The sequence below is a fragment of the Streptomyces herbicida genome (genome assembly GCF_032656585.1).
Lineage (GTDB): Bacteria > Actinomycetota > Actinomycetes > Streptomycetales > Streptomycetaceae > Streptomyces > Streptomyces herbicida.
Genome location: NZ_JAUYWJ010000001.1, coordinates 262,500 through 287,854, shown reverse-complemented (window position 1 = coordinate 287,854; position 25,355 = coordinate 262,500). Strand labels below are relative to the sequence as shown.

At 68.9% G+C, this 25,355-nt stretch carries 21 protein-coding genes; 9 read left to right on the top strand and 12 right to left on the bottom strand.

The genetic code is table 11. The features are described from left to right. Nucleotides 1-2 precede the first annotated feature (2 nt). A complete protein-coding gene (locus tag Q8A52_RS01270; protein WP_316747810.1) occupies nucleotides 3-851 on the top strand; it encodes a CgeB family protein in 849 nt (282 codons plus the stop codon). 87 nt (nucleotides 852-938) lie between these two features. Here the strand turns inward: Q8A52_RS01270 and Q8A52_RS01265 are convergent, their stop codons facing one another. From Q8A52_RS01265 to Q8A52_RS01250, 4 genes are all read right to left on the bottom strand, one after another. Continuing rightward, entirely contained in the window at nucleotides 939-1,385 is a 447-nt protein-coding gene (locus tag Q8A52_RS01265) for a COG4315 family predicted lipoprotein (protein WP_316747808.1), read from the bottom strand. A 26-nt stretch (nucleotides 1,386-1,411) separates the two neighbouring features. After that, nucleotides 1,412-5,131: a choice-of-anchor D domain-containing protein gene (locus Q8A52_RS01260; RefSeq protein ID WP_316747806.1), complete on the bottom strand. Its 3,720-nt coding sequence runs from the start codon at nucleotides 5,129-5,131 to the stop codon at nucleotides 1,412-1,414. A 77-nt stretch (nucleotides 5,132-5,208) separates the two neighbouring features. After that, nucleotides 5,209-5,499, bottom strand: a complete 291-nt coding sequence (locus tag Q8A52_RS01255; RefSeq protein ID WP_316747804.1) for a hypothetical protein — start codon at nucleotides 5,497-5,499, stop codon at nucleotides 5,209-5,211. 204 nt (nucleotides 5,500-5,703) lie between these two features. Continuing rightward, on the bottom strand, nucleotides 5,704-7,242 hold the full coding sequence (locus tag Q8A52_RS01250) for a glycosyltransferase family 39 protein (RefSeq protein WP_316747802.1): 1,539 nt from the start codon (nucleotides 7,240-7,242) through the stop codon (nucleotides 5,704-5,706). 146 nt (nucleotides 7,243-7,388) lie between these two features. On the opposite strand from Q8A52_RS01250, the gene Q8A52_RS01245 reads away from it, so the two are divergent. The 5 genes from Q8A52_RS01245 (at nucleotide 7,389) to Q8A52_RS01225 (ending at nucleotide 12,727) form a co-directional block, all read left to right on the top strand. Next, complete coding sequence (locus Q8A52_RS01245; protein WP_316747800.1) at nucleotides 7,389-7,598, top strand: hypothetical protein; 210 nt, start codon at nucleotides 7,389-7,391, stop codon at nucleotides 7,596-7,598. 11 nt (nucleotides 7,599-7,609) lie between these two features. After that, nucleotides 7,610-7,978 carry a hypothetical protein gene (locus tag Q8A52_RS01240; RefSeq protein ID WP_316747798.1) on the top strand — a complete coding sequence of 123 codons (369 nt, stop codon included), beginning with the start codon at nucleotides 7,610-7,612 and terminating at the stop codon, nucleotides 7,976-7,978. A 48-nt stretch (nucleotides 7,979-8,026) separates the two neighbouring features. Further along, nucleotides 8,027-9,304: an ATP-binding protein gene (locus Q8A52_RS01235; RefSeq protein WP_316747796.1), complete on the top strand. Its 1,278-nt coding sequence runs from the start codon at nucleotides 8,027-8,029 to the stop codon at nucleotides 9,302-9,304. Nucleotides 9,305-9,491: 187 nt separating this feature from the next. Further along, nucleotides 9,492-11,918, top strand: a complete 2,427-nt coding sequence (locus Q8A52_RS01230) for a SpoIIE family protein phosphatase (RefSeq protein WP_316747794.1) — start codon at nucleotides 9,492-9,494, stop codon at nucleotides 11,916-11,918. A 77-nt stretch (nucleotides 11,919-11,995) separates the two neighbouring features. Beyond that, nucleotides 11,996-12,727 (top strand): Type 1 glutamine amidotransferase-like domain-containing protein, encoded by a 732-nt coding sequence (locus tag Q8A52_RS01225; RefSeq protein ID WP_316747792.1) that lies wholly within the window; start codon nucleotides 11,996-11,998, stop codon nucleotides 12,725-12,727. Between the two features lies 1 nt (nucleotide 12,728). Here the strand turns inward: Q8A52_RS01225 and Q8A52_RS01220 are convergent, their stop codons facing one another. Then, a complete protein-coding gene (locus Q8A52_RS01220) occupies nucleotides 12,729-13,112 on the bottom strand; it encodes a VOC family protein (RefSeq protein ID WP_316747790.1) in 384 nt (127 codons plus the stop codon). Between the two features lie 101 nt (nucleotides 13,113-13,213). Next, nucleotides 13,214-14,257 carry an NAD(P)-dependent alcohol dehydrogenase gene (locus tag Q8A52_RS01215; RefSeq protein ID WP_316747788.1) on the bottom strand — a complete coding sequence of 348 codons (1,044 nt, stop codon included), beginning with the start codon at nucleotides 14,255-14,257 and terminating at the stop codon, nucleotides 13,214-13,216. A 179-nt stretch (nucleotides 14,258-14,436) separates the two neighbouring features. Here Q8A52_RS01215 and Q8A52_RS01210 point away from each other — a divergent pair, with 179 nt between their 5' ends. Then, nucleotides 14,437-15,336, top strand: coding sequence for a helix-turn-helix domain-containing protein (locus Q8A52_RS01210; protein ID WP_316747787.1), 900 nt, complete (start codon nucleotides 14,437-14,439; stop codon nucleotides 15,334-15,336). Nucleotides 15,337-15,353: 17 nt separating this feature from the next. Here the strand turns inward: Q8A52_RS01210 and Q8A52_RS01205 are convergent, their stop codons facing one another. From Q8A52_RS01205 to Q8A52_RS01180, 6 genes are all read right to left on the bottom strand, one after another. Further along, on the bottom strand, nucleotides 15,354-16,124 hold the full coding sequence (locus Q8A52_RS01205) for a group II truncated hemoglobin (protein ID WP_316747784.1): 771 nt from the start codon (nucleotides 16,122-16,124) through the stop codon (nucleotides 15,354-15,356). An 82-nt stretch (nucleotides 16,125-16,206) separates the two neighbouring features. Then, a complete protein-coding gene (locus Q8A52_RS01200; protein ID WP_316747782.1) occupies nucleotides 16,207-19,518 on the bottom strand; it encodes a S8 family serine peptidase in 3,312 nt (1,103 codons plus the stop codon). Between the two features lie 258 nt (nucleotides 19,519-19,776). After that, a complete protein-coding gene (locus tag Q8A52_RS01195; protein WP_316747780.1) occupies nucleotides 19,777-20,460 on the bottom strand; it encodes an ABC transporter ATP-binding protein in 684 nt (227 codons plus the stop codon). Between the two features lie 147 nt (nucleotides 20,461-20,607). After that, nucleotides 20,608-22,077 carry an ABC transporter permease gene (locus Q8A52_RS01190; protein ID WP_316747778.1) on the bottom strand — a complete coding sequence of 490 codons (1,470 nt, stop codon included), beginning with the start codon at nucleotides 22,075-22,077 and terminating at the stop codon, nucleotides 20,608-20,610. A gap of 172 nt (nucleotides 22,078-22,249) precedes the next feature. Continuing rightward, nucleotides 22,250-23,497: a L,D-transpeptidase gene (locus Q8A52_RS01185; protein WP_316747776.1), complete on the bottom strand. Its 1,248-nt coding sequence runs from the start codon at nucleotides 23,495-23,497 to the stop codon at nucleotides 22,250-22,252. Nucleotides 23,498-23,717: 220 nt separating this feature from the next. Continuing rightward, nucleotides 23,718-24,059, bottom strand: a complete 342-nt coding sequence (locus tag Q8A52_RS01180) for a hypothetical protein (RefSeq protein ID WP_316747774.1) — start codon at nucleotides 24,057-24,059, stop codon at nucleotides 23,718-23,720. A gap of 110 nt (nucleotides 24,060-24,169) precedes the next feature. Between Q8A52_RS01180 and Q8A52_RS01175 the strand changes: the two genes are divergently transcribed. Together Q8A52_RS01175 and Q8A52_RS01170 are read left to right on the top strand one after the other, a co-directional pair. Next, nucleotides 24,170-24,487, top strand: a complete 318-nt coding sequence (locus Q8A52_RS01175; protein WP_316747772.1) for an LAETG motif-containing sortase-dependent surface protein — start codon at nucleotides 24,170-24,172, stop codon at nucleotides 24,485-24,487. Between the two features lie 41 nt (nucleotides 24,488-24,528). Continuing rightward, nucleotides 24,529-25,320, top strand: a complete 792-nt coding sequence (locus Q8A52_RS01170) for a hypothetical protein (protein WP_316747770.1) — start codon at nucleotides 24,529-24,531, stop codon at nucleotides 25,318-25,320. Nucleotides 25,321-25,355 lie beyond the last annotated feature (35 nt).

The following is a 25,355-nucleotide window of genomic DNA, read 5'->3' as shown; positions in this document are numbered from 1 at the left end:
TTGTGCGGTTCGCGGTAACTGTCCTTCGCCCACCGGGGTATCAGCATTGGGAAGCGTTCAAAGAGGTCGCCACGACCGTTCATTTGGCATTGCTGCAGCTCGGCCATGACAGTGTACTGACCCACGATCTTCGACTGCCCGGTCGCAGGCACATCATTTTTGGATCCAACCTTCTAGGGCGTCACCCGAATCCAACCGATATCCTGCCAGAGAATTCCATCCTATATAACTTGGAGCAGGTCTCCGATCGTTCCCCTTGGATCACACAAGGGATGCTGGACTTGTTCCGAAAACACACAATCTGGGACTACAGCGCGCGTAACGTCGCCGAACTCGAGCGCATGGGTGTGGACGGCGTCAGCCATGTACCCATTGGCCATGTTGCCGAGTTGGAGCGGATGCGACCAATGGCCGAGGAGGACATTGATGTGCTGTTCATCGGCTCGCTGAACGAACGTCGCCTCGCTCCGATCCGGCAGCTCGCCTCGGAGGGGTTCAACGCCGTTGCCCGGTTTGGCGTGTATGGCGAAGCCCGCGATGCTCTGCTGGCCAGAGCGAAGATCGTGTTGAACATTCACTTCTACGAGGCCAAGGTCTTCGAGATCGTAAGAGTTTCCTACTTGTTGGCCAACGGCAGGTTCGTGGTGTCCGAGCACGGCTGTGACACCGAAGAGGAAGCGCGGCTCGCCTCAGGTCTGGCCTTCACTGACTACGCCAAGATCGCCGATACCTGCCGCCATTACATCCAGCGTGATGATGAGCGGCGGAACAGGGCAGAAGCAGGCAGGGCACTCATGCGCTCGAATCCGGCTACAGATTTTCTGCGACCTGCTATCACTGCTCTCCGGTAGCCTCGAGCAAATCAACAGCAATCTGCTCGCTCACCGGTGACGTCCCGCCGGGGGGAGGGCCGCGCCCTCCCCCGAAGGTCAACACACCTAGGCCGCCCGGGCATTGCGCGGCTGGATCACATGCCAGTGGAGGGTCTCTCCGTTGGTGTCGACCGGCTGCTCGTCCGCGGTGTAGGTGTAGAGAGGCGAACCGTCGTACGTGACCTGATCGCCGCCGTCGGGGCGGGAGACCGTGCCGAGCCTGCCGGCGATGCCGGGCGGCAGCCGGAGTTCGGTGCCGGGTCGGGTGAGAAATGGCCTACGGGTGTCCGTGCAGGTCGCGACACAGGCGACGGTCCCGCCGTCCTCACGGTCGTAGCGGTAGAGCGTGCGTCCGTCCGGGGCCGTGAGGACGCGGCCCAGGGTGCCCGTGTACTCGACCATGACGGTCAACGGCGGGGGCGTGGGCGCTGCCGCGGGGTGCCGCTGCGGGGCCGCGGCCATGCAGGACGCGACGGCCAGGGCGGCCAGAAAGGGAGTCATCGGTCTCTGCATGGTGTTCTCCTCAGCCCACCGGAGCCTCAGTAGGCGATCTTGACGCCGCTGAGGACCGTGTGATTGTCCGTGTATCCACCGGTGGCCCCGCTGAACCCGACCCGTACGTTCTGGGGCAGGGTCACCGCGGTGTCGATGATCTGCTTGCCGTCCAGGCTGACCAGCAGGTGCCCGGCGGCCGTCACGCTCACGTCGACCGCGTGGGTACCGGACCGCAGGGCGGGAATCGCGGTCGAGGTGGCCGCGTACTGCAGGCTGTCGCCGGTTCCGCCGACGGCCACTCCGACGAAGTTGCCCGAAGGGTCGTTGCCGTTGCGATAGGTGTCCAGGGCGACGGCGATGCCCGGCAGTCCCGCATAGCCGAGGCCGCCGCCACCCGCGCCCAGCGCCGTGGGGGGCGCCTTGGCGGCGTCGAGCAGGAGGAAGGCCAGGCCGTCGGCACCGCTCCCGCCGCCGATCGAAGCGGTGAAGTGCGCCTGCAGTCGCGCCGACGGTACGGCGGTGGCCTGGATGGCGGACCCCTTGGTGTTCATGGCCGTCTTGGTGAGCACCAGGTCGGTGCCGGACAGCCCGGCCGAGCCATTGAAGGTCCAGCCGTTGGGGCCGGGCGGCGGCACCGCGTACGAGGGGGCGGTGATGCCCACGTCCCGCACCGTGTGGATGTCGGTGAGCCCGCCGGTGCCGCCGGTGAAGCCCAGCAGCGCCGTGGGGCCGAGCGAGGGCACCGCGGTCCGGAGCAGTTGGGTGCCGTCCATGGTGACCGTGAGGGTGGTTCCTGTGACGGAGACGGAAACGGCGTGGGTGCCCGAGCGCAGGTTGGGCACGGCGGACGTGGTCGCCGCGTAGGTGAGGTCGTCGCCGCTCGCCGCGGTGGCGATGCCGACGAAGTTCGACGACGGGTCGGACCCGTTGCGGTACGTGTCGAAGGTGACCGCCACGCCCGGTTGTCCCGACCAGCCGAGGCCCCCGCCCTTGCCGCCGAGCGCGCTCGGGGTGGTCCTGGCCGGGTCGAAGAGGCTGAAGGTCAGGCCGTCGGCGCCGCCCCCGCCGCCGATGACGGTCGTGAACTTCGCCTTGAGGCCGTCGGTCACCACCGGGACGGGGAAGACCGCGGAGCCCGCCTGGTCGCTTGCGGCCTGGGTGAGCTGGAGGTCGTTGCCGGAGAGCTGCGCGGATCCGTTGAGTTTCCAGCCGCCGGCCGCGGGCGCCGGGACGGTGACCCCGGTGCCGGCCACGGTTCCCGTGCCGGTGAGCGTCTCGTTCTGCGGGCCCCGGCCGTCGTCCGAGGTGAGCAGGTAGGTGCCGGTGACGGCACCGGCGGACGTCGGGGAGAAGGTGACGGACTGGTGCACCACGTCCTCCGGGCCGATGACCTGACCCTCGCTGATCGGATTGCTGACCTGGAACGGAGCCGTGGGCGGTGCCGCCTTGGTGATGGTGAGCGGGATGTTGCCCGTGTTGCTGATGTCGAAGGTCTTGGTGACCGACTGCCCGACCGGTACCTGCCCGAAGTCGGTGGAGGTGGGCGTGACCGTCAGCCGCGCCTGGCCGGTCACCGCCGTGCCGGTCAGGCTCACGGTCGCCGTGCCGTTCTGCCCGGTGACCGAAAGTGTCCCGGCGTTGTCCCCGGCGGCCGTCGGGGTGTACTTCACCTGGACGGTGACGGACTGCTGGGGCTGGACGACGGTGCCGGCCGCGGGCAGACCGGTGACGCTGAAGGGGGCGCTCGGGGCACTGGTGGCCGAGATCGTCTCGGCCTGGGTACCGGTGTTGGTGAAGCTCACACCCAGTGTCTTGGACGTGCCGGTGGCCACCGTGCCGAAGGCCAGCGTGGCCGGGACGGCCTTGAGGCCGGGTTGGACGCCGTATCCGGTCAGGCCGAGTCCGGTCGTGCCGGTATCGGTGGTGAAGTTCAGTACCGAACTGTCCGCCCCGGACGTCGCCGGTGAGAACGAGACCGGCACCGAGTACGTGTCGCCGGTGTGCAGCGTTGCCGGAAGGCCGGTGGGTGCGGCGGAGAACCTGCTGCCCGACGGCGTGGACACCGCTGTGACGGTCACGTCACGCGTCGCGGTGACGGTGGCCGTGGCCTTGCCGGTACTGCCCACCTGTACCTTCCCGAAGTCGACCGGGTTGCCGGTCAGCGCGGTGTTCGACGGGCGGCCGAAGGCGAGCACATGGCCGTCCTTCGTGCCGACGTAGACCCGTCCGCCGTCGGTGGCGGGCACGGTGAACTTGGACGCGACGCCGATCGGGCCGGACCAGCGCAGCTTCATCGTTCCGTTCACCGGCACGGCATCATAGGCGCGCAGCTGGCTGTTGCCGCCGTCCGGGTAGACGGCCCAGACGAGGGCGGAACCGGGTGTGGTGCCGGTGGAGGTGACCACCGGCGAGCCCGTGGTGTAGTCGAAGGTGCCGGTACTCGCGCCCGCACTGGACAGCGCGGGCAGTCCCGAGCCCGTGACCCCGTAGGCGAAGGCCCGCAGCGGGCCGTGGCTGCCGATCGTGTACACATAGCCGCCCTCGCCCCCGTACGCGGCCGGGTGCCCCCAGACGCCCTCGTACGGACCGAAGTTGCCGAGCACCGCGTCGGTACCGCCGGGCCCCTGGCTGCGGCCGCCGAGGCTGTCCCGGTCGAGCAGGAAGAGCCGGCCGTCCTTGCCGATCTGCACCAGGAGGTGGGGATGCTGGCTGGTGCCGAAGGGCGAGCCGGGCAGCGCGACCGGGCCTCCCGAGCCGAGGTCGGTGTCGTTCTGGTCGAGCTGCGGAGCGTTGGTGGGGCTGAAGAAGTCCTGGGCGGACATCGTGCCGTCGCTGTTGACGCCCAGCCGCACCACCGACTCGGCGAGCTGGCCCGGAGGCTTGGAGCCGGGGCCGGGCGCCGGGGAGACTCCGTTGCCGGTGGTGAAGAGGATCCGGCCGGGCCCGTCGGAGACCAGGCCGCCGCCGCTCATCCAGATGCCGGCCTGGCCGTTGGCGGCGGAGTCCTCGGTGGCCCACAGCGTGGTCGCGCGGGTCGTGGTGTTGACGCCCAGCACATAGCCGACGTAGGTGCCGAGGTCGCAGTACGAGGCGAAGGCCGCGTAGACCGATCCGTTCATCAGGAGCAGGCCGGGGCGCTGGGCGGCGCTGTACGCGTTGAACGGGTGGCCGGGGTCGTTCACCGGAGCGCCCTGCACCTTCACCGGCCAGCCGCTGCGCTCGGCGCCGGTGGCCGCGTCGAGGGCGTGGACGTACCAGTTGGGATGCTTGGTGTCGGGACCGTCATTGACCTTCGCGGTGAGGTAGACGGTCTTGGTGGCCGGGTCGTACACGGGGGTCGAGGTCACCCCGATGTTGGGCGTCAGGTCACCACAGCCGATGGCCGAAGCCGGCCATGGCGCACCGAAGTCCCGCGTCCAGTTGATCTTTCCGGTCGCCGAGTCCAGTCCGTATGCCTTGTCGTTCTCGGTGGCGGCGACGACGGTCTTTCCGGCCACCAGGGGCTGGGCGTAGACCTGGCCGTCCACGGCGGTGGAGAACTGCCGGCCGAAGTCGGAGCTGGACACCTGGGAGGGCGACAGACCGGGCTCGTTGGAGTCCCAGCCGGTACGGAACGTGTCGGTCGAGACGGTCGTCACGTCGGCGTGGGCCGGCGAGGCCGACAGCAGCGGCAACGCTCCTGACACCACGGGCAACAGACAGGCCGTCAGCAATGCGGTCAGGAACCCCGGCAGCCGACGGCCCGTCAGCCGGAGGCGAGTCACCGGTCTGCGCGTGCGGTTCATATACCAACCCCGGAAAGCGATATGAGAGGGCCGAGACTTGTTCGCCCCGCCGGCTCTCATGATCGGCTGGAGGGGGCATCATCCGTTCGATCCCGGTCCGCCCGCCCGCCGTTGTCCACCCGGACGGGCCAAGGGGCGCCGCCGCTCGGACCGAGGCCGGTCCACGGCCGTACCAGGCAGCGGCGTCTGCCGTCGAAGGTCCAGTCCTTGACGAGGTACTGCATGGCCAGGCTGTCGTCGCGGTCTGACAGCGCCTTCTGCCGGTACAGGTCGTGGGCCGCGAGGAGCTGCTCACGGTCGAGCCGAACACCGACACCTGGAGTGCCCGGTACGGAGAGCCGGTCCACGACCCGGTAAGGCGCAGGGTCGGGGAGTACCAGGCCAACTTGCGGGCGGTGCGGGGTCTGTGACGGTGCGATCCGTGATCCGTCACGCGACGCGGACGCTGACGCCGGACCGTGAGCCGGATGCGGAGCCGACACCTTCCGCGAGACCATCACCCGACCGTGGCGTACCTGGCGGCACCCGTGATGCGCCGCGCTGTGGGCTGGTCAGCCCCCTTCACGGGTCCGGGGAGAAGGCCAGTGCTTGTCGTTGCGTACGAGCAGGGTGACGGTCATCCCCGGCAACGATCGGCTCCAGGACGGCTCGTACCAGTTCCGCAGCGCGGAGGCCTGGCCCTGGTTGATGGCGTTGAACGGGTTCTGGTCGGCACCGTGGGCCAGGAGCCAGATGCGCTGCTCGCCCCTCAGGCACCTGTCCGGCACGAAGCAGTCGATCGCGTAGAGCTGGTTGATCTGCCGCGGAGCACTCCGCAGGAACACGTCGCGCATCTCGAGGCCGCGGGGCAGGTAGTACTGGACTCCGGTGTCGACCTTCCACGCGTGCTCACGGTCGTAGACGACGGCGTCCCCGGGCCGGTAGTTCTTCCTGATCAGGTCCGCCGCGGACCTGTAGTCGAGGGGGAGCTGGAAGATGGGGCCGTCGTGGTCGAACGGCTGTCGCACTTGTCTCTGGTCGAACAGGCTCAGGACGGCCAGCACCGCGAGGAGAGCCGCTGCTGCATTCCAGGAGCGACAGGCGGTGCTGAGGCCGGCGCCGGCGAGAAGGACCCAGGCAGGGACGGTGAACAGCAAGTACACGGGGCGGAAGTAGGAGACGTCGCCCTGGGAGGCGAGCCACACGAGCACGGGGGGCAGGACGCCCCAGACGGCGCACATGAGCAGCGCAGCCGTGCGCGGCGAGCGAGCCAGTAGGGCCAGCGCGATCACCACTCCGGCGCATGCCCCGGAGGCGAAGATGTCCTGCCAGATGGAGAGGAGCGCCCACCCGTCGGGCACCGGAATCCAGCCCAGCTGGATGTCGGCCTGGGACCGGCTGAGCAGGACGACCGGGGCGAGCAAGGCGACGACAGCCAGGAGGACGAGGGCAGACTTCCACCACAAGGAGCGGTCACGCCGCGCATGGGCCCCGAGCAGGCAGGCGTGGGCTGCTACGAGGGACAACGCGATCACGTGGAGCAGTCCGAGGCCGACCAGCGTGAGTGCGTATGCGATCCAGTGCCCGGGGCTGCGAGGGTGGTCGAGCACCTTGAGCAGCAGGAGGGTCGCGAGTGCTGCGAGGAGGATCACCAGGGCATAGCTGCGTGCCTCCTGAGCGTAGCGACTCACGGCCGGAACGAGCGCGAAGAGAGTTCCCGCGAGAATTCCGGCTCGCAACCCGAAGAGCCGGTTCCCGATCAGGCTCAGGACGGACGCGGCTCCGGACGCGGTCAAAACCGAGGGAAGCCGCATGGAAACGACGGAGTCACCGAAGAGACTCACCCACAGGTGCATCAGCAGGTAATACGCGCCGTGCACGACGTCGACATTGTGCAGCGTGACAAGGATGTGTCCTGCGTCGCGGGTCACCACGTCCCAGGTGATCAGTTCGTCGCGCCCCAGCACGGGAGCCGTCAGACCGTAGCTGGTCACGCCGAAGGTGAGAACGAATGGCCACAGCAGCGGCTGCATCCGGTGTCTTCCTGGCGCGACCGCCTCCGCACTCTGCATCTCTGCGCGTGGTGGGGGCAGCGGCGCGGTGGCTACCATCAGGATCTCCTGTGTACTGCAGCGGGAACCGCTCCCTTATACAGGCAGACTGGAGAATCAGGACGGCAGACCGGTCGAGTGATCGCCTCAATGGACGCAGAAAAGAACCCCGAGTCCGGCTCCGCCCCGCTCTTGGCGGAACAGGGGTGCCCTGCCCAATCGGCGTCGACCTCGGGAAGATCGGGTGCAACACCTTCCTGTACCTGTACCGGGGGCAGTTGAACGCCATGCACATGGAGCCGACGGACATCGAGCGAGCCCTCGACCGCGCGGCGCAGGTCTACTCGAAATTCCATCAGGAAGTGCTCAGAATCTCCGGAAACGGGGAGCGGACCGCGGAGCTGATTCCGGGGTAAGGAGAGACCGCATGCGTGACGCCGGCAACCCGAACTACATCAGGGCCCAGCAGGTGCAGGATCTCCATGATCCGGACTACTACGACACAGCCGTCCGTCTCGTCGCGCCCGGCACCGACCCACGCAATGCCAACGTCATGAGCTGGAACTGCAACTGGGACGGCGCTGCGGGGCAATTCATCGTCATCGTCAATGCGAATCAAAATCCCCCGCCGGCCCGTACGACCTGTGGGACTGCAGCAATGCCATCCGGCGAACTGGGCTCGCGTGGGCCCGGGTGGTATCCAGGTCGCGCGACGGTTCCATCGCGCAGGTCGGCAGTACCTCTACCTCGTCTGAGGACCGCCGAGAACGAGCCGCCCGCTCCGCTCGTCGCGTGACGCCCTCAGGGAGACAATGGCACTCCCGGGCCGGGTGAGGTGACGGCCATGCCCGCATGGCATCTGCGTGACTATCACGACAGCGATCTCGACCAGGCGATCCGGATCTGGGAACAGAGCCGGCCGGCCGACGAGGACCCCGTGTTTCCGGTCTCCGAGGTGATGGCCGCGGCACAGAGCGGTCAGACGGCCGTGGTCGCGGTGGTCGGCGACGAGCTGGTCGGCATGGCCGTGGCGCAGACGGGCGGTACGCGAGGCTGGGTCCTGCTGGTGGCGCTCGCCTCCCGCTGGCGCGAGCGCGGCATCGGCAGTGCCCTCCTCGCCGAGCTGGAACGACGCCTGCGGGCACTCGGCGTACGGCGGATCAGCGCCCTGCTGCCCGCCGGGGCCGCCGGGACGAAGGCGCTGGAGAACTCCGGGTACCGGTTCCGCGACGACCTGACCTACTACGAGAAGATCGAGCCGGATGACACCGCCAACGCCGAGGTCCTGGCCGCGCTGGGCGGCCGGATGCTGCCCGACGGGCTCTGGGACGCCATGGCCGGCATGGAGCGGGAGAAGCAGGTCGTCGAACGCCGTGTGGTGCTTCCGCTGACGGAGCCGGCGCTGGCCGACCGCTTCGGCGTCGCCCCGCCGAAGGCGGTCATCCTGTTCGGTCCGCCCGGCACGGGGAAGACCAGCTTCGCCAAAGCGGTGGCCTCCCGGCTCGGCTGGCCGTTCGTGGAACTCTTCCCGTCCCGGCTCGCCGCCGACACGAGCGAGGGACTGGCCGTGGCGTTGCGCCAGGCGTTCGCGGACCTGGCGGAACTGGACTCGGTGCTGCTCTTCATCGACGAGGTCGAGGAGATCGCCGGCGCCCGGTCCGGCAAGGCCGTCGATCCGGGCCACGGGGTGACCAATGAGCTGCTCAAACTGATCCCCGTCTTCCGTGAGCACGACACACGCATGCTGACGTGCGCCACCAACTCGGTACGGTCCCTCGACGCGGCTTTTCTGCGGCCGGGCCGGTTCGACTACGTCATCCCCATCGGCCCTCCGGACCCCACCGCCCGGGCCGCGATCTGGGCCCGCTATCTCCGGACCGCCGCCGACTCCGTGGATCTCACCCGGCTGGTCGAGGCCAGCGAGTTGTTCACCCCGGCCGACATCGAATACGCCGCCCGCAAGGGCGCGCAGACGGCATTCGAACGCGAGGTCACGCATCGCCGGGGCGCTCCGGCCACCACCGAGGACTACATGACCGCCATCGCGGACACCCGGCCGACGCTCACCGCACGGGCGATCGAGGAGTTCACCGAGGACATCGAGACGTACAGCCGCCTTTGAGGTCCTCACCGCACAGTCGCGCAGTCGCGCAGCGGAATCGGCCCACGACGCCGAGCGATCGGGGCGGTTGCCGCGCGTGGCGTCGGGAATACCTATGTGGGCAAGTGCCGTAAAACGCTTACATCCACAAAACACTCACATCCGTTCTTCCGGCACACCGGCACGGATGTGCTCGACGAGGTGCGGGATGCGTGACATCACCTTCCGCGGAGGCGGGGAGTTCCCGGAGCCCGGAGGCGAGGCGGACGCCCTGCTGGACGCCCGCGGCCGGGTGACGGCCTGGGGGCCGGGAGCCCGCGCGATACTGGGACACGCGGCGGAGGAGGTGCTGGGCCGTCGCGCGGACGAGCTCCTCCACGACCCCGCCGACGTCGCGGACATCATGCTGCACTGGGACATGGGCGACCGTCGGCGGACCCTGGTGCTGCGACGGCGCGACGGAACGCCGGTGGAGGCCGAGGTCTGGGCCCGCCCCCTCACCTCCGCGAACGGTGAACGCCAGTGGCTCGTGCAGGCGGCCGGCCCGGAGGCGCTGCGCACCTACGAGTTCGGGCGCGCCCTGCTGAAGGGGCTGTTCACCGACTCCCCGTTCCACATTGACGTCTTCGACACACAGCTGCGTTTCGTCGCCCAGAACCTCACGGAGCAACGCGCCGGAGTGTTCCGGCGGACCGAGTACGCCGGGCACACCATGCGGGAGATGGCTCCGCCCGGTCTGATCGACTTCGACGCCCTGGAGGCCCGCCAGCGCCAGGTGCTGAAGACGGGCAAGGCGCTCCTCGACACCGAGGTGATCGGCCGCCCCGTGCCCAATTCGCCGGGCGAGTACGTGTGGTCCGAGTCGATCCTGCCCCTCAGGGACGCGTCGGGGACGGTGATCGCGCTGGCGCATGTGGTGTCCGACGTGACCCAGCGAGTCAGAGCGCGCGAGCGGCTGGTGCTGGCGAACGAGGCCGCCACCCGGATCGGCACCACCATGGACCTGTGGCGCACCGCCCGGGAGCTGGCCGATGTCGCGGTGCCGGACTTCGCCGACATCTGCTACGTCGACCTGCTGGACTCACTCTTCCCGGGCAGGGAGCCGGCCGGCGGCCGGCAGCCGTATCCCCCGTTGCTCCGCCGGGCCGCGTGCATCGGCGCGGCCGAGGACATGGGCCCGGACGGTGCCGGGACGGTGCAGGTGGGTGACCCCGACGTGCGGGCGACGGACCCCGGCTCGCCGTTCCTGGACGCCCTGGCGAAAGGCGAATCCGTCCTCCTGACGCAGGAGCAGCTGCACACCGTTCCCTCCGCCGTCGGCCCCGGCCGGTCGCCGGACGGCGGGCCGGGGATCCACTGCTGGCTGCTCGTCCCCATGTTCGCCCGCGGTGTCGCCCTGGGCGCCGCCGTCTTCATGCGCTCCCGCAGCCCCCTCTCGTTCGAACCGGACGACGTGCTGCTGGCCGAGGAGATCGTGACCCGCACGGCGGTGTGCGCCGACAACGCCAGCCGGTACCACCGGGAACGGACGACGGCGCTGACCCTCCAGCGCAGCCTGCTCCCCCAGCGGCTGCCCTCGCCGACTTCCCTGCGGACGGCGTCCCGCTATCTGCCGGCGAGCGGGCACACGGGACTGGGTGGCGACTGGTTCGACGTGATCCCCCTGTCCGGCGCCCGGGTGGCGCTCGTGGTGGGCGACGTGGTCGGACACGATCTGCAGTCCGCCGTGACCATGGGACGACTGCGCAGCGCCGTACGCACGCTCGCGGATCTCGATCTGTCCCCCGCCGAGCTCCTCACCCATCTGGACGACCAGATGAACCGCTTCCTGGACGAGCGCGGCGACGAGGCGGCCCAGGCGGCGGGAGCGACCTGCCTGTACGTGGTGTACGACCCCGTGTCGCGCCGCTGTCTGCTGGCCCGCGCGGGTCATCCGCCGCCCGCGGTGGTGTCGGCGGAGGGCGCCGTCGACTTCGTCGAGCTGCCCGGCGGCCCGTCGCTGGGGCTGGGCGGTGTCGTGTTCGAGCAGCGCGAGATCACCCTGGGCGACGGTGACCTGCTGGTGCTCTACACCGACGGCCTGCTGGAATCGCGGGTGCGGGATCTCGACACCGGGCTGCGCCGCATGCGCGACGTCCTCTCCCGTACGCCGTCGTCGGCAACCCCGCAGGAGGTCTGCGACACGCTGATCCGCGAGCTGCTGCCGACGCGCCATCAGGACGACGTGGCCGTCCTCGCGGCCCGGACGGTCGGGCTGTCCGCGGACCGTCATGTCGCCTGGGAGATAGAGGCGCGGGGCGAGCAGGTCGGCCGGGCGAGGGAGCTGGCGGCGCGGCAGATGGCGCGGTGGGGGCTGGAGGAGGAGGCGTTCACCACCGAACTGATCGTCAGTGAGCTGGTGACGAACGCGATCCGCTACGGCGGCGGGCCGATCACCCTGCGGCTCATCCGCGACCGCAACCTGATCTGCGAGGTGTCGGACGGCAGCAGCACCTCTCCCCATGTCAGGCGGGCCCAGGAGACGGACGAGGGCGGACGCGGCCTCTACCTGATCACCCAGCTGACGCAGGGCTGGGGAACCCGCTACAACGAACGGGGCAAGACCATCTGGGCCGAACAGGCGCTCCCCCGCTGACGACTCGCCCTTTTATCCGGTCGACGGCCGCCGCTCCCTCCTCGTACATTCGCCCTCACCACACGGGAGGGACAGGGATGGGCAGCCGTACGTTTCTGATGGGCGGCGGATGGGACACCGTGGAGGTCTACGAGCCGTTCCTGGGGGCGGCCGGGGACGCCCCGCGCATCGGGTGCGTGATCCTGGACGAGGGCGACGGCAACGCGCAGTTCGCCCGTTACGAGGGGGCGTTGCGCAAGGCCGGGGACTGCACGCCCGTACCGCTGCTCGTGCCTCTGGGCGGGCGGTTCGGGCCGGAGGCAGTGGCGGATCTCGACGGGGTGCTGGTGTGCGGCGGGCTGACGCCCGCGTATCAGGAGGCGTTCGCGGGGTGTCTCGAAGCGCTGCCGCGCGCGCTCGCCGAGCGCGGTGTCCCGTACGCCGGGTTCTCGGCGGGCGCCGCCGTCGCCGCGCGGCACACCGTGGTCGGCGGGTGGCTCCTGGACGGGGTTCCGGTGTGTCCGGAGGACTCCGCGGAGGACCTGGAGGAGATCGGTGTACGGCCGGGGCTCGGGCTCGTGCCGTTCGGGGTGGACGTGCACGCCGCGCAGTGGGGGACGCTGCCGAGGCTCGTCGCGGCGGTCGCCCGCGGGTACGTCCCGTACGGAGTCGCCATCGACGAGAACACGCTCGTCGAGGTGGGCGACGACGGGGCCGCCCGGGTCTCGGGGCTCGGGCGCGCCCACGTGGTGCGGCCGGCGGACGGCAGCGGCGGCGAGGACGTGCTCGTACGGTCCTACGGCGACGGCGGGGCGTTCCCCGTGCGCTGACTCAACTCCCGCTTCCGTAGGGCCGGGTGAGGATCTCCATGCGGTGGCCGGAGGGGTCGTCGAAGTACACCCCGCGGCCGCCGTCGTTGGTGTTGATCTCGCCGGCACGGCTGTGGAACGGGTCCGCCCAGTAGGTGAGGCCCGCCTCCCCGATGCGGGCGAAGATCGCGTCGAAGTCGCCCTCGGAGACCAGGAAGGCGTAGTGCTGCGGGGTGATGGCGCCGGCGGTGTCCATGTAGTCCAGCGTCACGCCGTTGGGTATCCCGACGGGCACGAACGGGCCGTAGTCCGGGCCCACTTCGAGCCCCAGAAGGCCGGCGAGGAACTCGGCCGAGGCGTGGCTGTCGTGCGCGGCGACGATGGTGTGGTTCAGCTGCACAGTCATCGTGTCCACCTCCTCCTGCCAACATACTCCGCAACAAACCAAGGCAAGCCTTACCTTAGTGACCCACGGCGTACGGGACTGCGGCGGCCGGGCAGGGCGCGTCAGATCGTCGCGGTGTCGATCACGAACCGGTAGCGGACGTCGCTCGCCACCACCCGCTCGTACGCCTCATTGATCTTGTCGGCGCCGATCAGTTCGATCTCGGCGCCCAGGTGGTGCTCGGCGCAGAAGTCGAGCATCTCCTGGGTCTCCGGGATGCCGCCGATGCCGGAGCTGCTCAGGCTGCGGCGGTTGCCGAACACCGAGGACAGCAGGATCTGGACCGGCTCCTCAGGGATGCCGACGTTCACCATCGCGCCGTCCGTGCGCAGCAGCGAGAGGTAGGCGTCGAAGTCGAGCGGCGCCGAGACCGTGTTCAGGATGATGTCGAAGGTGCCCTTCAGCTCCTCGAAGGTCTTCGGGTCGCTGGTGGCGTAGTAGTGGTCGGCGCCCAGCTTCAGGCCGTCGTCCTTCTTGCGCAGGGACTGCGACAGGACGGTGACCTCCGCACCGAGCGCGTGCGCGATCTTGACGCCCATGTGGCCGAGGCCGCCGAGGCCCACGACGGCGACCTTCTTGCCGGGGCCGGCGTTCCAGTGCCTCAGCGGGGAGTACGTGGTGATGCCGGCGCAGAGCAGCGGCGCGGCCACGTCCAGGGAGAGACCGTCGGGGATGCGGACGACAAAGCTCTCGTCGACGACGATCTTCTCGGCGTAGCCGCCGTAGGTGGGCTCGCCGTCCTTGCCGACGGCGTTGTACGTCCAGACGGGGCCGCCCTTGGAGCAGTACTGCTGCAGACCGGCCCTGCAGTTGTCGCACTCGCGGCAGGAGTCGACCATGCAGCCGACACCCACACGGTCGCCGACCTGGTACTTCGTGACACCGGAACCGACCTCGGAGACGACACCGGCGATCTCGTGGCCGGGCACCATCGGGAAGATCGCCGTGCCCCAGCCCTCACGGGCCTGGTGGATGTCGGAGTGACAGATGCCGGCGAACTTGATGTCGATCAGGACGTCGAACTCGCCGACCGGGCGCCGCTCGATCGTGGTCCGCTCCAGCGGGGCCTTCGCGGCGGGCGCGGCGTACGCAGCAACAGTGGTCATGGCGTGGTTCTCCTAGCAGGGGTGACGCGCCCGGCTGCCTTCCCGCCGGGCACTGCTCCAGCCTGCCTCACGTCCCGGCGGTCACCCAGACCACACCTTTGCGTACGTCTGCCGTGCCTACCACTGGCGGGGTCAGGTTCCTGGGCGTACGACCACGGAATGCGTCCGATACTGGCTGTATGGACCAACAGCCCGAGACTGCCGCCCCCGGCCACTCCCTGGACCGGCGCGCCGAGCTCAGCGAGTTTCTGCGCACCCGGCGGGCCCGGCTGAAGCCGGAGGACGTGGGGCTGCCGGACTTCGGGCGGCACCGCCGGGTGCCCGGGCTGCGCCGCGAGGAGCTGGCGCAGCTGGCCGGGGTGTCCGTGGCGTACTACACGCGGCTGGAGCAGGGCAACGGGCGGAATGTGTCGGTGGAGGTGTTGGACTCGATCGCCCGGGCGCTGCGCCTGTCCGACGCCGAGCATGCGCATCTGACCCACCTCGCCAAGGGCAAGCAGCACAAGAAGAAGGCGTCGGCACGCGCCCAGCAGGTGCGGGTGCCGCTGCGGCAGCTGCTGGACGCGCTGGACGGAGTGCCGGCGTATGTCGTCGGGAGGCGCTCGGAGATCCTGGCGTGGAACCGGATGGCCGCCGCCCTCTTCGGCGACTGGGGAGAGCTGCCCGCGGCGGAGCGGAACTGGGCTCGGCTGGTGTTCCTGAAGCCGGAGTACCACGAGCTGTTCGTCGACTGGGAGCAGAAGGCGATCGACATCGTCTGCGCGCTGCGGATGGACGCCGGCTGCTATCCCGACGACCCCCGGCTGTCGGCGCTGGTCGGCGAGCTGTCCGTGAAGAGCCCGGACTTCCGGCGCCTGTGGGCGACGCATGACGTCAAGGAGAAGAGCCATGGCGTCAAGCGGCTGCACCATCCACTGGTCGGCGAGCTGTCGCTGAACTTCGAGTCGTTCCGCATGACGGACGGCAGTGACCAGTCCCTGATCACCTACCACGCGGACCCGGGCTCACCGTCGGCGGAGGCCCTGCGGCTGCTCGCCAGCTGGGGCACGGACGCGGCGAGGGTCGTACCGTCGGTCTGAACCCCTGACGGATCCCCTCACCCCTGGTACGGCGGTGCGGCCCCCCAGTTCCACTTCGGTACCGGCTGCTCCGCCGGCGGCTTCGCGTCGGGGCCGGAGAAGTAGAGGGCCAGTCGTGTGCCCCACTCCACGTAGGCCAGGAAGGCCGAGCGGAACTCCGCGTCCGTGGGCAGGCCCGCCTCGTCCGCCGCGTCCTGGATGAGGTTGACCCAGCGGCGGCGCTGGGCCTCGGTGATGTCGCGGCCGAAGTGTTTGGCGACCATGTGGCCGTGGCCGCCCTGGGTCTGGGAGTAGCGGGCGGGCCCGCCGAAGACCTCGCCGAGCCAGAGGGCGACGTGGGCGGCGTGCTCGGCCGGCAGGTCCGCGAAGAGCGGTGCCAGGAGGTCGTCCTTGAGGACCTTGTCGTAGAAGGCCTCGGTCAGGCGGGAGAATGCCTCCTCGCCGCCCGCCCAGTCGTAGAGGGTCGGGGTCGCCGCGCCCGTGCCCCGCACCGGCGTGGGCCCGTAGTGGCGCATCTCCTCGATGTTCTCCACGTACGGGCGGATCTCCGCGAAGAACGGCGGGAACGAGGCCGACTTGCGGAAGCCCTCCAGATGGTCCTCGGTGGACTTCCAGGTGATCCGGAGGACGTAGTGCTCCAGGTCCTCCTCGCAGCGGGTGAGCTCGTAGTCCACGCACTGCGGTGCCGCCGCGAGGTGCGTCGCGGCGCGGGTGTAGGCGGCCAGGAACTCCGCCGACTGCTGCTCGGGAATGCGGTACCGGATGTATTCGACCGTGTGAGCCGTCATGGGTGCACACAAACACGGACGGCCCACCGGAAGCTGCACTTCCGGCGGGCCGTTCGCTCACGGCCTACTCAGCCATTACGGCTCACTTGCCGTAGTAGGCGTTGTAGATCGAGATCGTCGACTTGTTGCCCTTCTTGTCGGCGATCTTCGCGTGGAACGAGATGGCCTTGCCCTTGGCCGGGTTCTTGACGGTGATCTTGCCGCCTCGGACCTCGACCTTCTTCCAGGTCTGGCCGTAGTCGTACGACACGTACACCGACAGCGACTTCAGGTTGCTGCCCGCGGCCGCGCCCTCCACGGTGACCGGGAAGGTGACCGTCTTGTCGGCCTCGACGCGGCTGTCCAGACCGGTCTTGGCGTTGAAGCGGAGGGTGGAGGCCGGGAGCTTGGCGATGCTGCTGCCGGTCGGCTTCTTGGAGTGGAAGGTCCAGCTCGCGTCGATCCGCGTGGAGGCGGCCGCGACCTTGACCGTGCGCTTGACCGAGGTGGTCAGCTTGTACTCGGCGTCGCCGGAGGGAACCTTGAAGGGCTCCTCGCCGAACATCGGGTCCTTGGTGGAGCCCACCTTGGTGCCGTTGCGGTACAGGGTGGTGGTCACCGAGGTGAAGTCCGACGAACCGGCGTGCTTGTTGCCGTCGGCGAACAGCGGCAGCATGCCGTAGATGTCGTTGCCGTCCCGGAACAGACCGTAGTCCGCGTTGAGGTGCGGGCCGAAGACCGCCGTGTTGAAGGTCTTCTCGTAGGTCTTGCCGGCCGCGAAGGTCTGCGCCGCACCCAGCGTGTAGTACGCGTCGGTGATCGGGAAGCCGTCCGAGTCGACCCCGGCGGTCTGCTCGAAGTCCATGCCCCACTTCACACCGCTCTGAGTGGACAGGTGCAGCGTACGGGTGCTGGGGATCGCCTGCGGGACGCCGATGGAGGAGCCACCGGAGCTCTCCGGCAGCCAGCCGACCGCGTTGACCGAGCCCTTCTTGCCGCTGGCGGCGGCACCGAGGTTGGCCTTCACCGTGGCCAGGTCGCCCGCCTTGTAGTGCTTGGTGTAACCGGTGGCGAGCTGCTTGACGTGGGTACCGGCGACGGTGTCGTACTGCTCGTTGTCACCCTTGATCCAGTGCCCGTCCCACTGCTGGTACAGGGAACCGTCGGTGATCTGCGGGCCGAGACCCGCGGTGCGGAAGTTCTCGTACGTGTCGAGGAACCAGCCGTAGCCGTACGAGCCGTCGCCCACCGTGACGTCGAACTCCGGGGAGGCGAACGCCGACTTGGCGGCCGCGTCGGGGACGGTGATGTCCACCGGCTTGGCCTTGCGCGCGTCGATGGTGATCGTCTGGCTCTTGCCGACGGTCAGCTTCGGCTGCGCGATCCAGTCGATGCCCTTGGTGCCGTCCTCCGGGTCCACGAACAGCGCCGAGTTCAGGATGTACGTGCCCTTGGGCGCGCGCACCTTCACCGTGCCGGAGGGGTCGTACGGCGTGAGGTCGCGGCCGCCTGCCAGGCCCGCGACACCCGCCAGGTCGACGTCGTAGTACTTGGCCGGGTTGCCGTCGCGCCCGATGAACTTCAGCGTGACGTCGTACGACTCCACCTCGCGCTGCACCGCGGCGGCCGTGCGGACGGTCTGGCCGCCGCCGGTCGCGGTCACATACGCGGAGTAGGCGCCGTCGAGGGTGCCGCCCAGCTTGGTGTTGACGGTGAGGTCGACCGAGGCCTTGCCGCCCGCCGGGACGGTCACCTTGGTCTTGGCGAGCTTGAAGAAGCCCGCGGGAGCCGCCTGGCCCTTGGGGTTGGTGGCGGTGGCGGCCAGGTCGAGCGTGACGTCCTTGGTGCTCAGGTTGCGGTACGTCAGCTGCTTGGTGACCGGCTTGTCGTCGGTGTGCGGCCACTGCTGCACACCGAAGCTCACCGAGACCGGGTCGGCGACCACGGACTGCTTGATCGCCTTGTCGACCGCGATGCGGCCCGAACCCTGCTGGAACGGCGTGTACTTGCCGCCCTTGGCGGAGCCGGTCAGGGCGCCCTTCAGCTCGGCGTAGCCCCAGTCGGGGTGCTCCTGCTTCAGGATCGCGGCGGCGCCCGCGACATGCGGGGTGGCCATCGACGTACCGGAGATGGTCAGGTAGCCCTCGGGCTTCTCACCGACCTCCTGGTCGATGACGCTGCCCTTGGCCGCGGCGGCGGTGATGTCGACACCGGGCGCGGTCACGTCCGGCTTGATGGCGCCGTCGCCGGTGCGCGGGCCGGTCGAGGAGAAGTCGGCCAGCTTGTCGCTCTTGTCGACGGCACCGACGGTGAGCGCGGCGTCCGCGCTGCCCGGCGAACCGATCGACTCGGGGCCCTCGTTGCCCGCGGCGATCGCGAACAGGACACCCTTCTCGGTGGAGAGCTTGTTGACCTCGGCCTCGAGCGGGTCGATCTCGGGCGTGTCATAGCCGCCCAGGCTGAGGTTGATGACGGAGGCGCCCTGCTGGGCCGCCCACTCCATGCCGGCGAGGATGCCGGAGTCGTCACCGGAGCCGGTGTCGTCCAGGACCTTGCCGTTGAGGATCTTCGCGTCGGGCGCGACACCCTTGTACTTGCCGCCCGACTTGGCGCCGGTGCCCGCCGCGATGGACGCGACGTGCGTGCCGTGGCCGAAGTGGTCGGTGGCGTCCGCGGCGGCCGAGAAGTTCTTGGACTCGATCACCTGGTCCTTGAGGTCCGGGTGGGTCGTGTCGACACCCGTGTCCAGGACGGCGATCTTGACGCCCTTGCCGGTGTAGCCGGCCGCCCATGCCTTGGGGGCGCCGATCTGCGGCACGGACTTGTCGAGGCTGGCCTTGCGGACCCCGTCGAGCCAGACGTGCGCGATGCCGGAGGCGGTCTTGCTGCCGTTGGTGACCGCGTCCCAGAGCTCGGGCGTCTCCTTGGCCGGCGTCTGCACCGCGTCCGCGTTCAGGGTCTTCAGGCTGCGACGCAGCGTGCCCGCGTCACGGACATCGGCCTTGGCGGCGGTGGCGGCGCCACGGTAGCCGACGATGACCTTCAGACCGTGCTTGAGGGACTTGCGGGTGGCGGCCTTGTTCAGTTCGGTGACGTCGAACAGCCGCTGGTCCAGCTTGCCGGAGGCGACCAGATTGGCCGCGTCGGCGGGGATGACGAGGGTGTGTCCGTCGACCTTGCGGAGCTGGAAGGGTATGTGTTCGCGTCCCTTGGCCTTCTCCAGGCCGACGACCCGGCCCTTGCTGTCGACGGCGACCCGGTCGCCGGTGATCAGGGTGATGCGGTGCTTGGACGTGAGCGACGAGGCAGCGGCCGATGCGCGCTGCTCGGGCTTCGCCGACGCCGGGCTGGTCATGCCTGCGGCGAGGGCGACGGCTGCTGCGGTGGCCACGCCTGCGGCAGCCGCTCTTTTCACTTGTCTGCGCAAAACTCCCCCTGGAGATGGAGTACCGGGCTGGCGAAGTCCCCGTTCACCCGGCCGGGGGCAGTCCCGTACGCATGCACGTCAACCCCCCGGACAACGCAGTATGCCGGGGGGTGATCTGACGGCTCAATAGATGAGGGGAGGGTGAGAAAGCGCTACCCGGAACTGTTACGCGCCGGGTGGAACACCGTTACAAAATCGGGAAGTTGAGCGCGTGCGATCGGTGTTATACGCCTCGTGTCCGGTCGACTACGCGCCCGCGTTCTCCTTCACGGTGATCTTCCCCTTGCGGATGGTCGCCAGGCGCGGGGCCCTCTTCGCGATCGCGGAGTCGTGGGTGACCATGATGAAGGTCAGCCCGAGCTCCTTCCACATGCGCTCGAGAACCTCCATGATCTCGTCACGCATGCCTTCGTCGAGGTTGCCGGTCGGTTCGTCGGCGAGCAGCACCTTGGGCTGCTTCACCAGGGCGCGGGCGATGGCGACGCGTTGCTGCTGCCCTCCGGACATCTCCGAGGGCAGGTGGCCAAGGCGTTCGCCGAGTCCGACCGACTTCAGCGCCTCCGCTGCTTGTTCGCGGCGGTCCTTCACCTTCACGCCGAGCGGTACGAGGGCGGTCTCGACGTTCTCCTGGGCGGTGAGGGTCGGGATCAGGTTGAAGGACTGGAAGACGAAGCCGATGCTCTCGCTGCGGACCTTGGTCAGCCGGGCCTCGGGGAGCTTGGCCAGGTCGGTGCCGTCGAGGACGACTTCGCCGGAAGTGGGGCGGTCGAGACCGCCGAGCATCTGGAGGAGAGTGGACTTGCCGCCGCCGGTGGGGCCCTGGATGACGAGTCTGTCTCCGTCGCCGATCGTGAGGTCTATGCCGTCCAGGGCGTGGATGGTGTCTTTGCCCCGGGTGTAGCGCTTGCTGACGTTTCTGAGGTCGTACATGGTGGCTCCTGGGAGGGTCCTGGGGTGGTGCGCGTCATCGTTCGGTGCGGCTGAGTGGGGGTCGTTCGCGCCCGCGCGGTGAAGCCGCATGTCGATACGGCCCCGCGCCCGTGAGTGGGATCGCTCAGCCGTGCCTTCAAGTGGCCGCTACTCCACGCGCCGCAATGCATCTGCCGGGCGCAGCCTCGACGCCCGCCAGCCCCCGAACGCTCCCGCGATCAGGCCGCCGGCCACCGCCAGGCCCACCGCGAGGAGGATCGTCGTCACGCTGACCGGTGCCGTGAGCGCGACCTCCAGGGTCTTTGCCGCCTGGCGGCCGGGGCCCGCGAAGCCGCCGCCGGGACCGCCACCGCCGGGGCCGCCGAAGCCGCCGCCCGTGCCGCCACCGAGTTGGGCCTGCAGGCTGGGGCTGATCGCGGTGACGACATACGCGCCCGCCAGGCCGAGCGCGATGCCGAGGGCGCCGCCGGCCAGACCGTTGACGACGGCCTCGCCGACCACCTGCCGGGTCACCCGGCCCGACTTCCAGCCCAGCGCCTTCAGTGTGCCGAACTCACGGACGCGCCGGGAGACCGCGGAGGAGGTGAGCAGACCGGCGACCAGGAAGGCCGCGACCAGCACCGCGATGGACAGCCACTTGCCGACGTTGGCGGCCAGGCTGGAGGCGGTGGACAGCGAGCCGGATACGGTCTTGGCGAGGTCGGCGGAGGTGGTGACCGTCGTGCCGGAGACGTTCTTCTGGATGGCGCTCTTGACGGTGTCGATCTGCTGCGAGTCGGTCGCCTTGACGTAGACCGTGGTGATCTTGTTCTTCTCGCCGGCCAGCGCCTGCGCCTGCTTGAGCGGGATGTAGAGGTTGGCCGCCGAGTCACCGCTGTCGGCGGTGGCGATGCCGATCACCTTGTACTTGACGCCCTTGATGGTGACCGTGGAGCCGACCTTGTACTTCTTCGTCCTGGCGTAGGCCGAGTCGGCGACGACGACCTTGGCGTTCGTCTCGGTCGTCCTGAAGGTGCGGCCGCTGGTGATCTTCGACGAGGTGAGCGGGCCGAGCACCGTCTTGGTGACGTCGGTGCCGTAGACCGTGTACTGGTTGATGTCGAAGTCGGCGCCGCCGCCCCGGACCTCACCCTGCGGCTGGCCGTTGCCCCCGCCGGGTCCGCCCTGCCGGTTGCCGCCCGCGTTCGGGTTCTGCCGGAACTGGCCGCGGGTGAACTGTCCGCTGACCTTCACCACGTTGAGGCTCAGTCCGCCGACGGCGGTGGAGACGCCCTTCTGGTCCGCGACCTCGGTGACGGTCGAGGAGGCGAGCGTGGTGAAGCCCTGCACCATGACCCGGTCGCTGCTCTGCGACTTGGAGTCGCCGTTGTTCTGCGCGTCGAACTGGAAACGCGGCCGCTGCGCGTTCCCGGTGGACACCGACGCCGCCTTGGTGACGGTCATGTCCGTACCGAGGCCGTAGAGCGACTGGAGGACCTTGTCCTGTGCCTTCCCCATGCCGTTGGACACGGAGTTGACCACGATGACCAGCGCTATGCCCAGCGCGAGACCGGAGGCGACGACGAGGGCCGCCTTTCTGCGGCGGCGCAGTTCGCGCCTCAGGTAGGTGAAGAACATGGCCCGCAAGCTAGGGACGCACCGTGATGACTCGATAAGGCCGCAATAAGAGAACGATGAGAAGGCTGTGGCCGACCCCAGAAGGGGCCCGGAAAGGCCCAGGAAGGGCCCGGAAACGCCGATGCCGCCCCTCGGCGGGGGCGGCATCGGTCAAGCTGCGGGATGGCTGTGCTCAGGCGGCCGAACCGGCCTTCCACTGCGCCCAGTCCATGTTCCAGCCGTTGAAGCCGTTGTCCGGCGCCACGGTCTTGTCGCCGGTGTTCTTGACGACGACCACGTCACCGAGGATCGAGTTGTTGTACATCCACGCGGCGGGCGTGTTCGGGTCGTTCGCGCCCTTGGTGTCCGACAGACCCACACAGCCGTGGCTGGTGTTGACGCTGCCGAAGATGGACTTCGCACCCCAGTAGTTGCCGTGCAGGAAGGTGCCGGAGCTGGTCAGGCGGATGGCGTGCGGCACGTCCTTGATGTCGTACTCGCCCTTGCCGTCGTCGTCGGTGAAGCCCACGGTCGCGCCGTTCATGCGCGTCTCCTTGAACTTCTCCGACATGACCATGATGCCCTGATACGTCTTGTTCTCGGGCGAACCGGCGGAGATCGGGATGGTCTTGATGGTCTTGCCGTCCTGCGTGACCTTCATCTGCTTGGTCTGCGCGTCGACGTAGGAGACCTGGTTGCGGCCGATGTGGAAGGTGACCGTCTTCTGCTGCACGCCGTAGACGCCGTTCGCACCCTGGACGCCGTCGAGCGCGAGCTTCAGCGTGACGGTGGAGTTCTCCTTCCAGTACGTCTCGGGGCGGAAGTCGATGCGGTTGGCGTTGAACCAGTGGCCGACGACCTCCTGGCCGCTGCTGGAGGTGACCGTGATGCCCTTCTGGACCGCGGCCTTGTTGGTGATCGCCTTGTCGAAGTTGATCGACACGGGCATGCCCACGCCGACGGTGGAGCCGTCCTCCGGCGTGAAGTTGCCTATGAAGCTGTTGGCCGGGGAGACCGTGGTGAACGAGGCGTTCTCGTGGGCGACGAGGCCCGCGGCGTCCTTGGCCTCGGCGGCGACCTTGTAGCTGGTGGAACGCTCCAGCTGACCGGTCGGCTTCCAGCTCTTCTTGTCGGCGGACAGCGCGCCGGCGACGGTCTTGCCGTCGGTGGTGGTCATGCTGACGCTGGTCAGCGTGCCCTTGCTGACCGTGACGGCGGCGGAGTTGTTGATGGAGGCGTTGTTCGAGCCGTCCTTGGGCGTGATCGTGATCTGGGCCTCGGAGGACTTCTTGGCTGCCGCCTCGTCCGCCTTCGCCTGCGAGGTGTCGCCGCCGGTGCCGGAGGCCTTGTCGTCGCCGCCGGAACAGGCCGTGAGCACCAGAACACCGCCGAGCAGTGCGGACGCGGCCATCAGGCCCTTGCGCCGCTTACTGTCCGTCATCACACGCTTCTCCATCGTTGCCGAATCCGCGAAACACCGAGCCCCCGGCTCAAGAACCTTCAACGCTACGGCCGACTCGCCCCGTTCCACATACACCGGATGTGTGGGCCACACCACGTCCGCCGGGGCGGGGGTGGTGCGGAGTCCGCTCGTGCGCCCCCTGAGACGACGAAACCCCGGACGGCGGTTGCCGCCCGGGGTCACGAATTCCCCAGAACGCTCAGCCGATGCCCTCTTCCTCGTCCTCCTCGACATCATCGTCGTCGAGGTCCCAGTCCGGCGAGTCGGGGTCGTACTCGATCCGCTCGCTGGACCAGGAGGCCTGCTGGAGCTCGACCCCGGGCACCTCACTGACCAGGTCGAACGGATCCACGAGATACGCGATGGCCTCGGCGGTGTCTTCCGTCACAGCCCCTTCGGCGTGCGTCCGCTCCTCGTCCGGCATCTCGGTGTCACCGGCGAGGCGCTGCAGCGCCCGCTTCGTCACGGCGTCCGCGTCCTCGATCTCGAGGACCAGCTCCACCCGAAGGCGTACAAAACGTGATGTCTCTGGAGTGCTCATGCCCGGAGCGTACGACCGAAACCTCCCGTGACTTTCCCGTGACCCGCGATTTTCACTAACATCGCCCCACACGGCCAATTCGCCAGCGTCACAAGGGGGATCGATATTCCGTGTCATCCGCTCGCCGCTCGTTGCTGACCGCCACCGCCGCGGGGACCCTGCTGGGCGCCCTGTGGTTCGTCCCGTCCGCCAATGCGTCGCAGGACGCCCCGGCGAGAGCGGAGACTTCGGCGACGCAGGTCACCCAGCAGGCCAGGGCGATGTCGGAGGCGACCACGGAGACCGCGGCGGACGCGGCGGACGGCACCCAACTGGCCGACACGGGAAGCCCGGACACCACGCCCTATGTCGTCGGCGGAACGCTCTTCCTCGCCGTGGGTGCGGGTTTTGTGGTGTATTCGGTGCGCCGGGAACGCTTGGGTTTTTAAATTACTTGACGATTCTTTGACTCAAGTCTCATAGTCCGATCATGAAGAGATCATCGGGCGTGCGGCTGTGCGCCACCGCCGCAGTGAGCGTGCTGTCGCTCGCCCTTGTCACGGGCTGTTCCGACGGGGGTTCCAAGGACTCCGGAGGCTCCGGGGACGCCAAGGGGTCGGAACCGGCCACGAAGGCGCTGAGCGCCGCGGAGTTGAAGAAGCTGATCCTCGCTCAGGGCGAGGTGGACGGGTACAAGGTCACCCCCGCGAAGACGGACTCGGTCAGGAAGACGGCCAAGGCCGACGCCGCCCAGTGCGAGCCGCTTCTCGACTCCCTGAGCGGCCGCGGGCCGGGCGGCGCGGTGACGCAGACCGGCCGCACGGTCATGGAGGACAAGAAGGACCCCACGGACGACGCGACGTCCATGGGCGACCTGGCCGACGGCAAGTTCGAGGACGCGATCAACAAGTCCCTGGACCGGGACGTCACCATCCTCGGCCTGGCCTCGTACGACGGGGACGGGGCCGAGAAGGCGCTGAAGTCGGTCTCCGACGCGGTCAAGGGCTGCTCGGGCGGCTTCACCGCGACCGTGGGCAGCGACAAGCAGAAGTACACCAAGATCGCCGAGGAGAAGTCCTCGGGCACGGGCGACGAGTCGGTGGCGTTCGCCGCGACCGCCGACATGGAGGACGGGGACGCCGCTCCGGTCCACGTCGAGGTCGTGCGCCACAAGAACACCCTCGTGACCTACTACACGATGAACATCGGCGCGATGATGTCCAAGAAGGCCTACGCGGTGCCGCCCGTGGTCATCAAGGCCCAGGCGGCCAAGCTCAAGTGACGTAGGAGACGCAAGAGGGGCCCGTCCGAAGACAG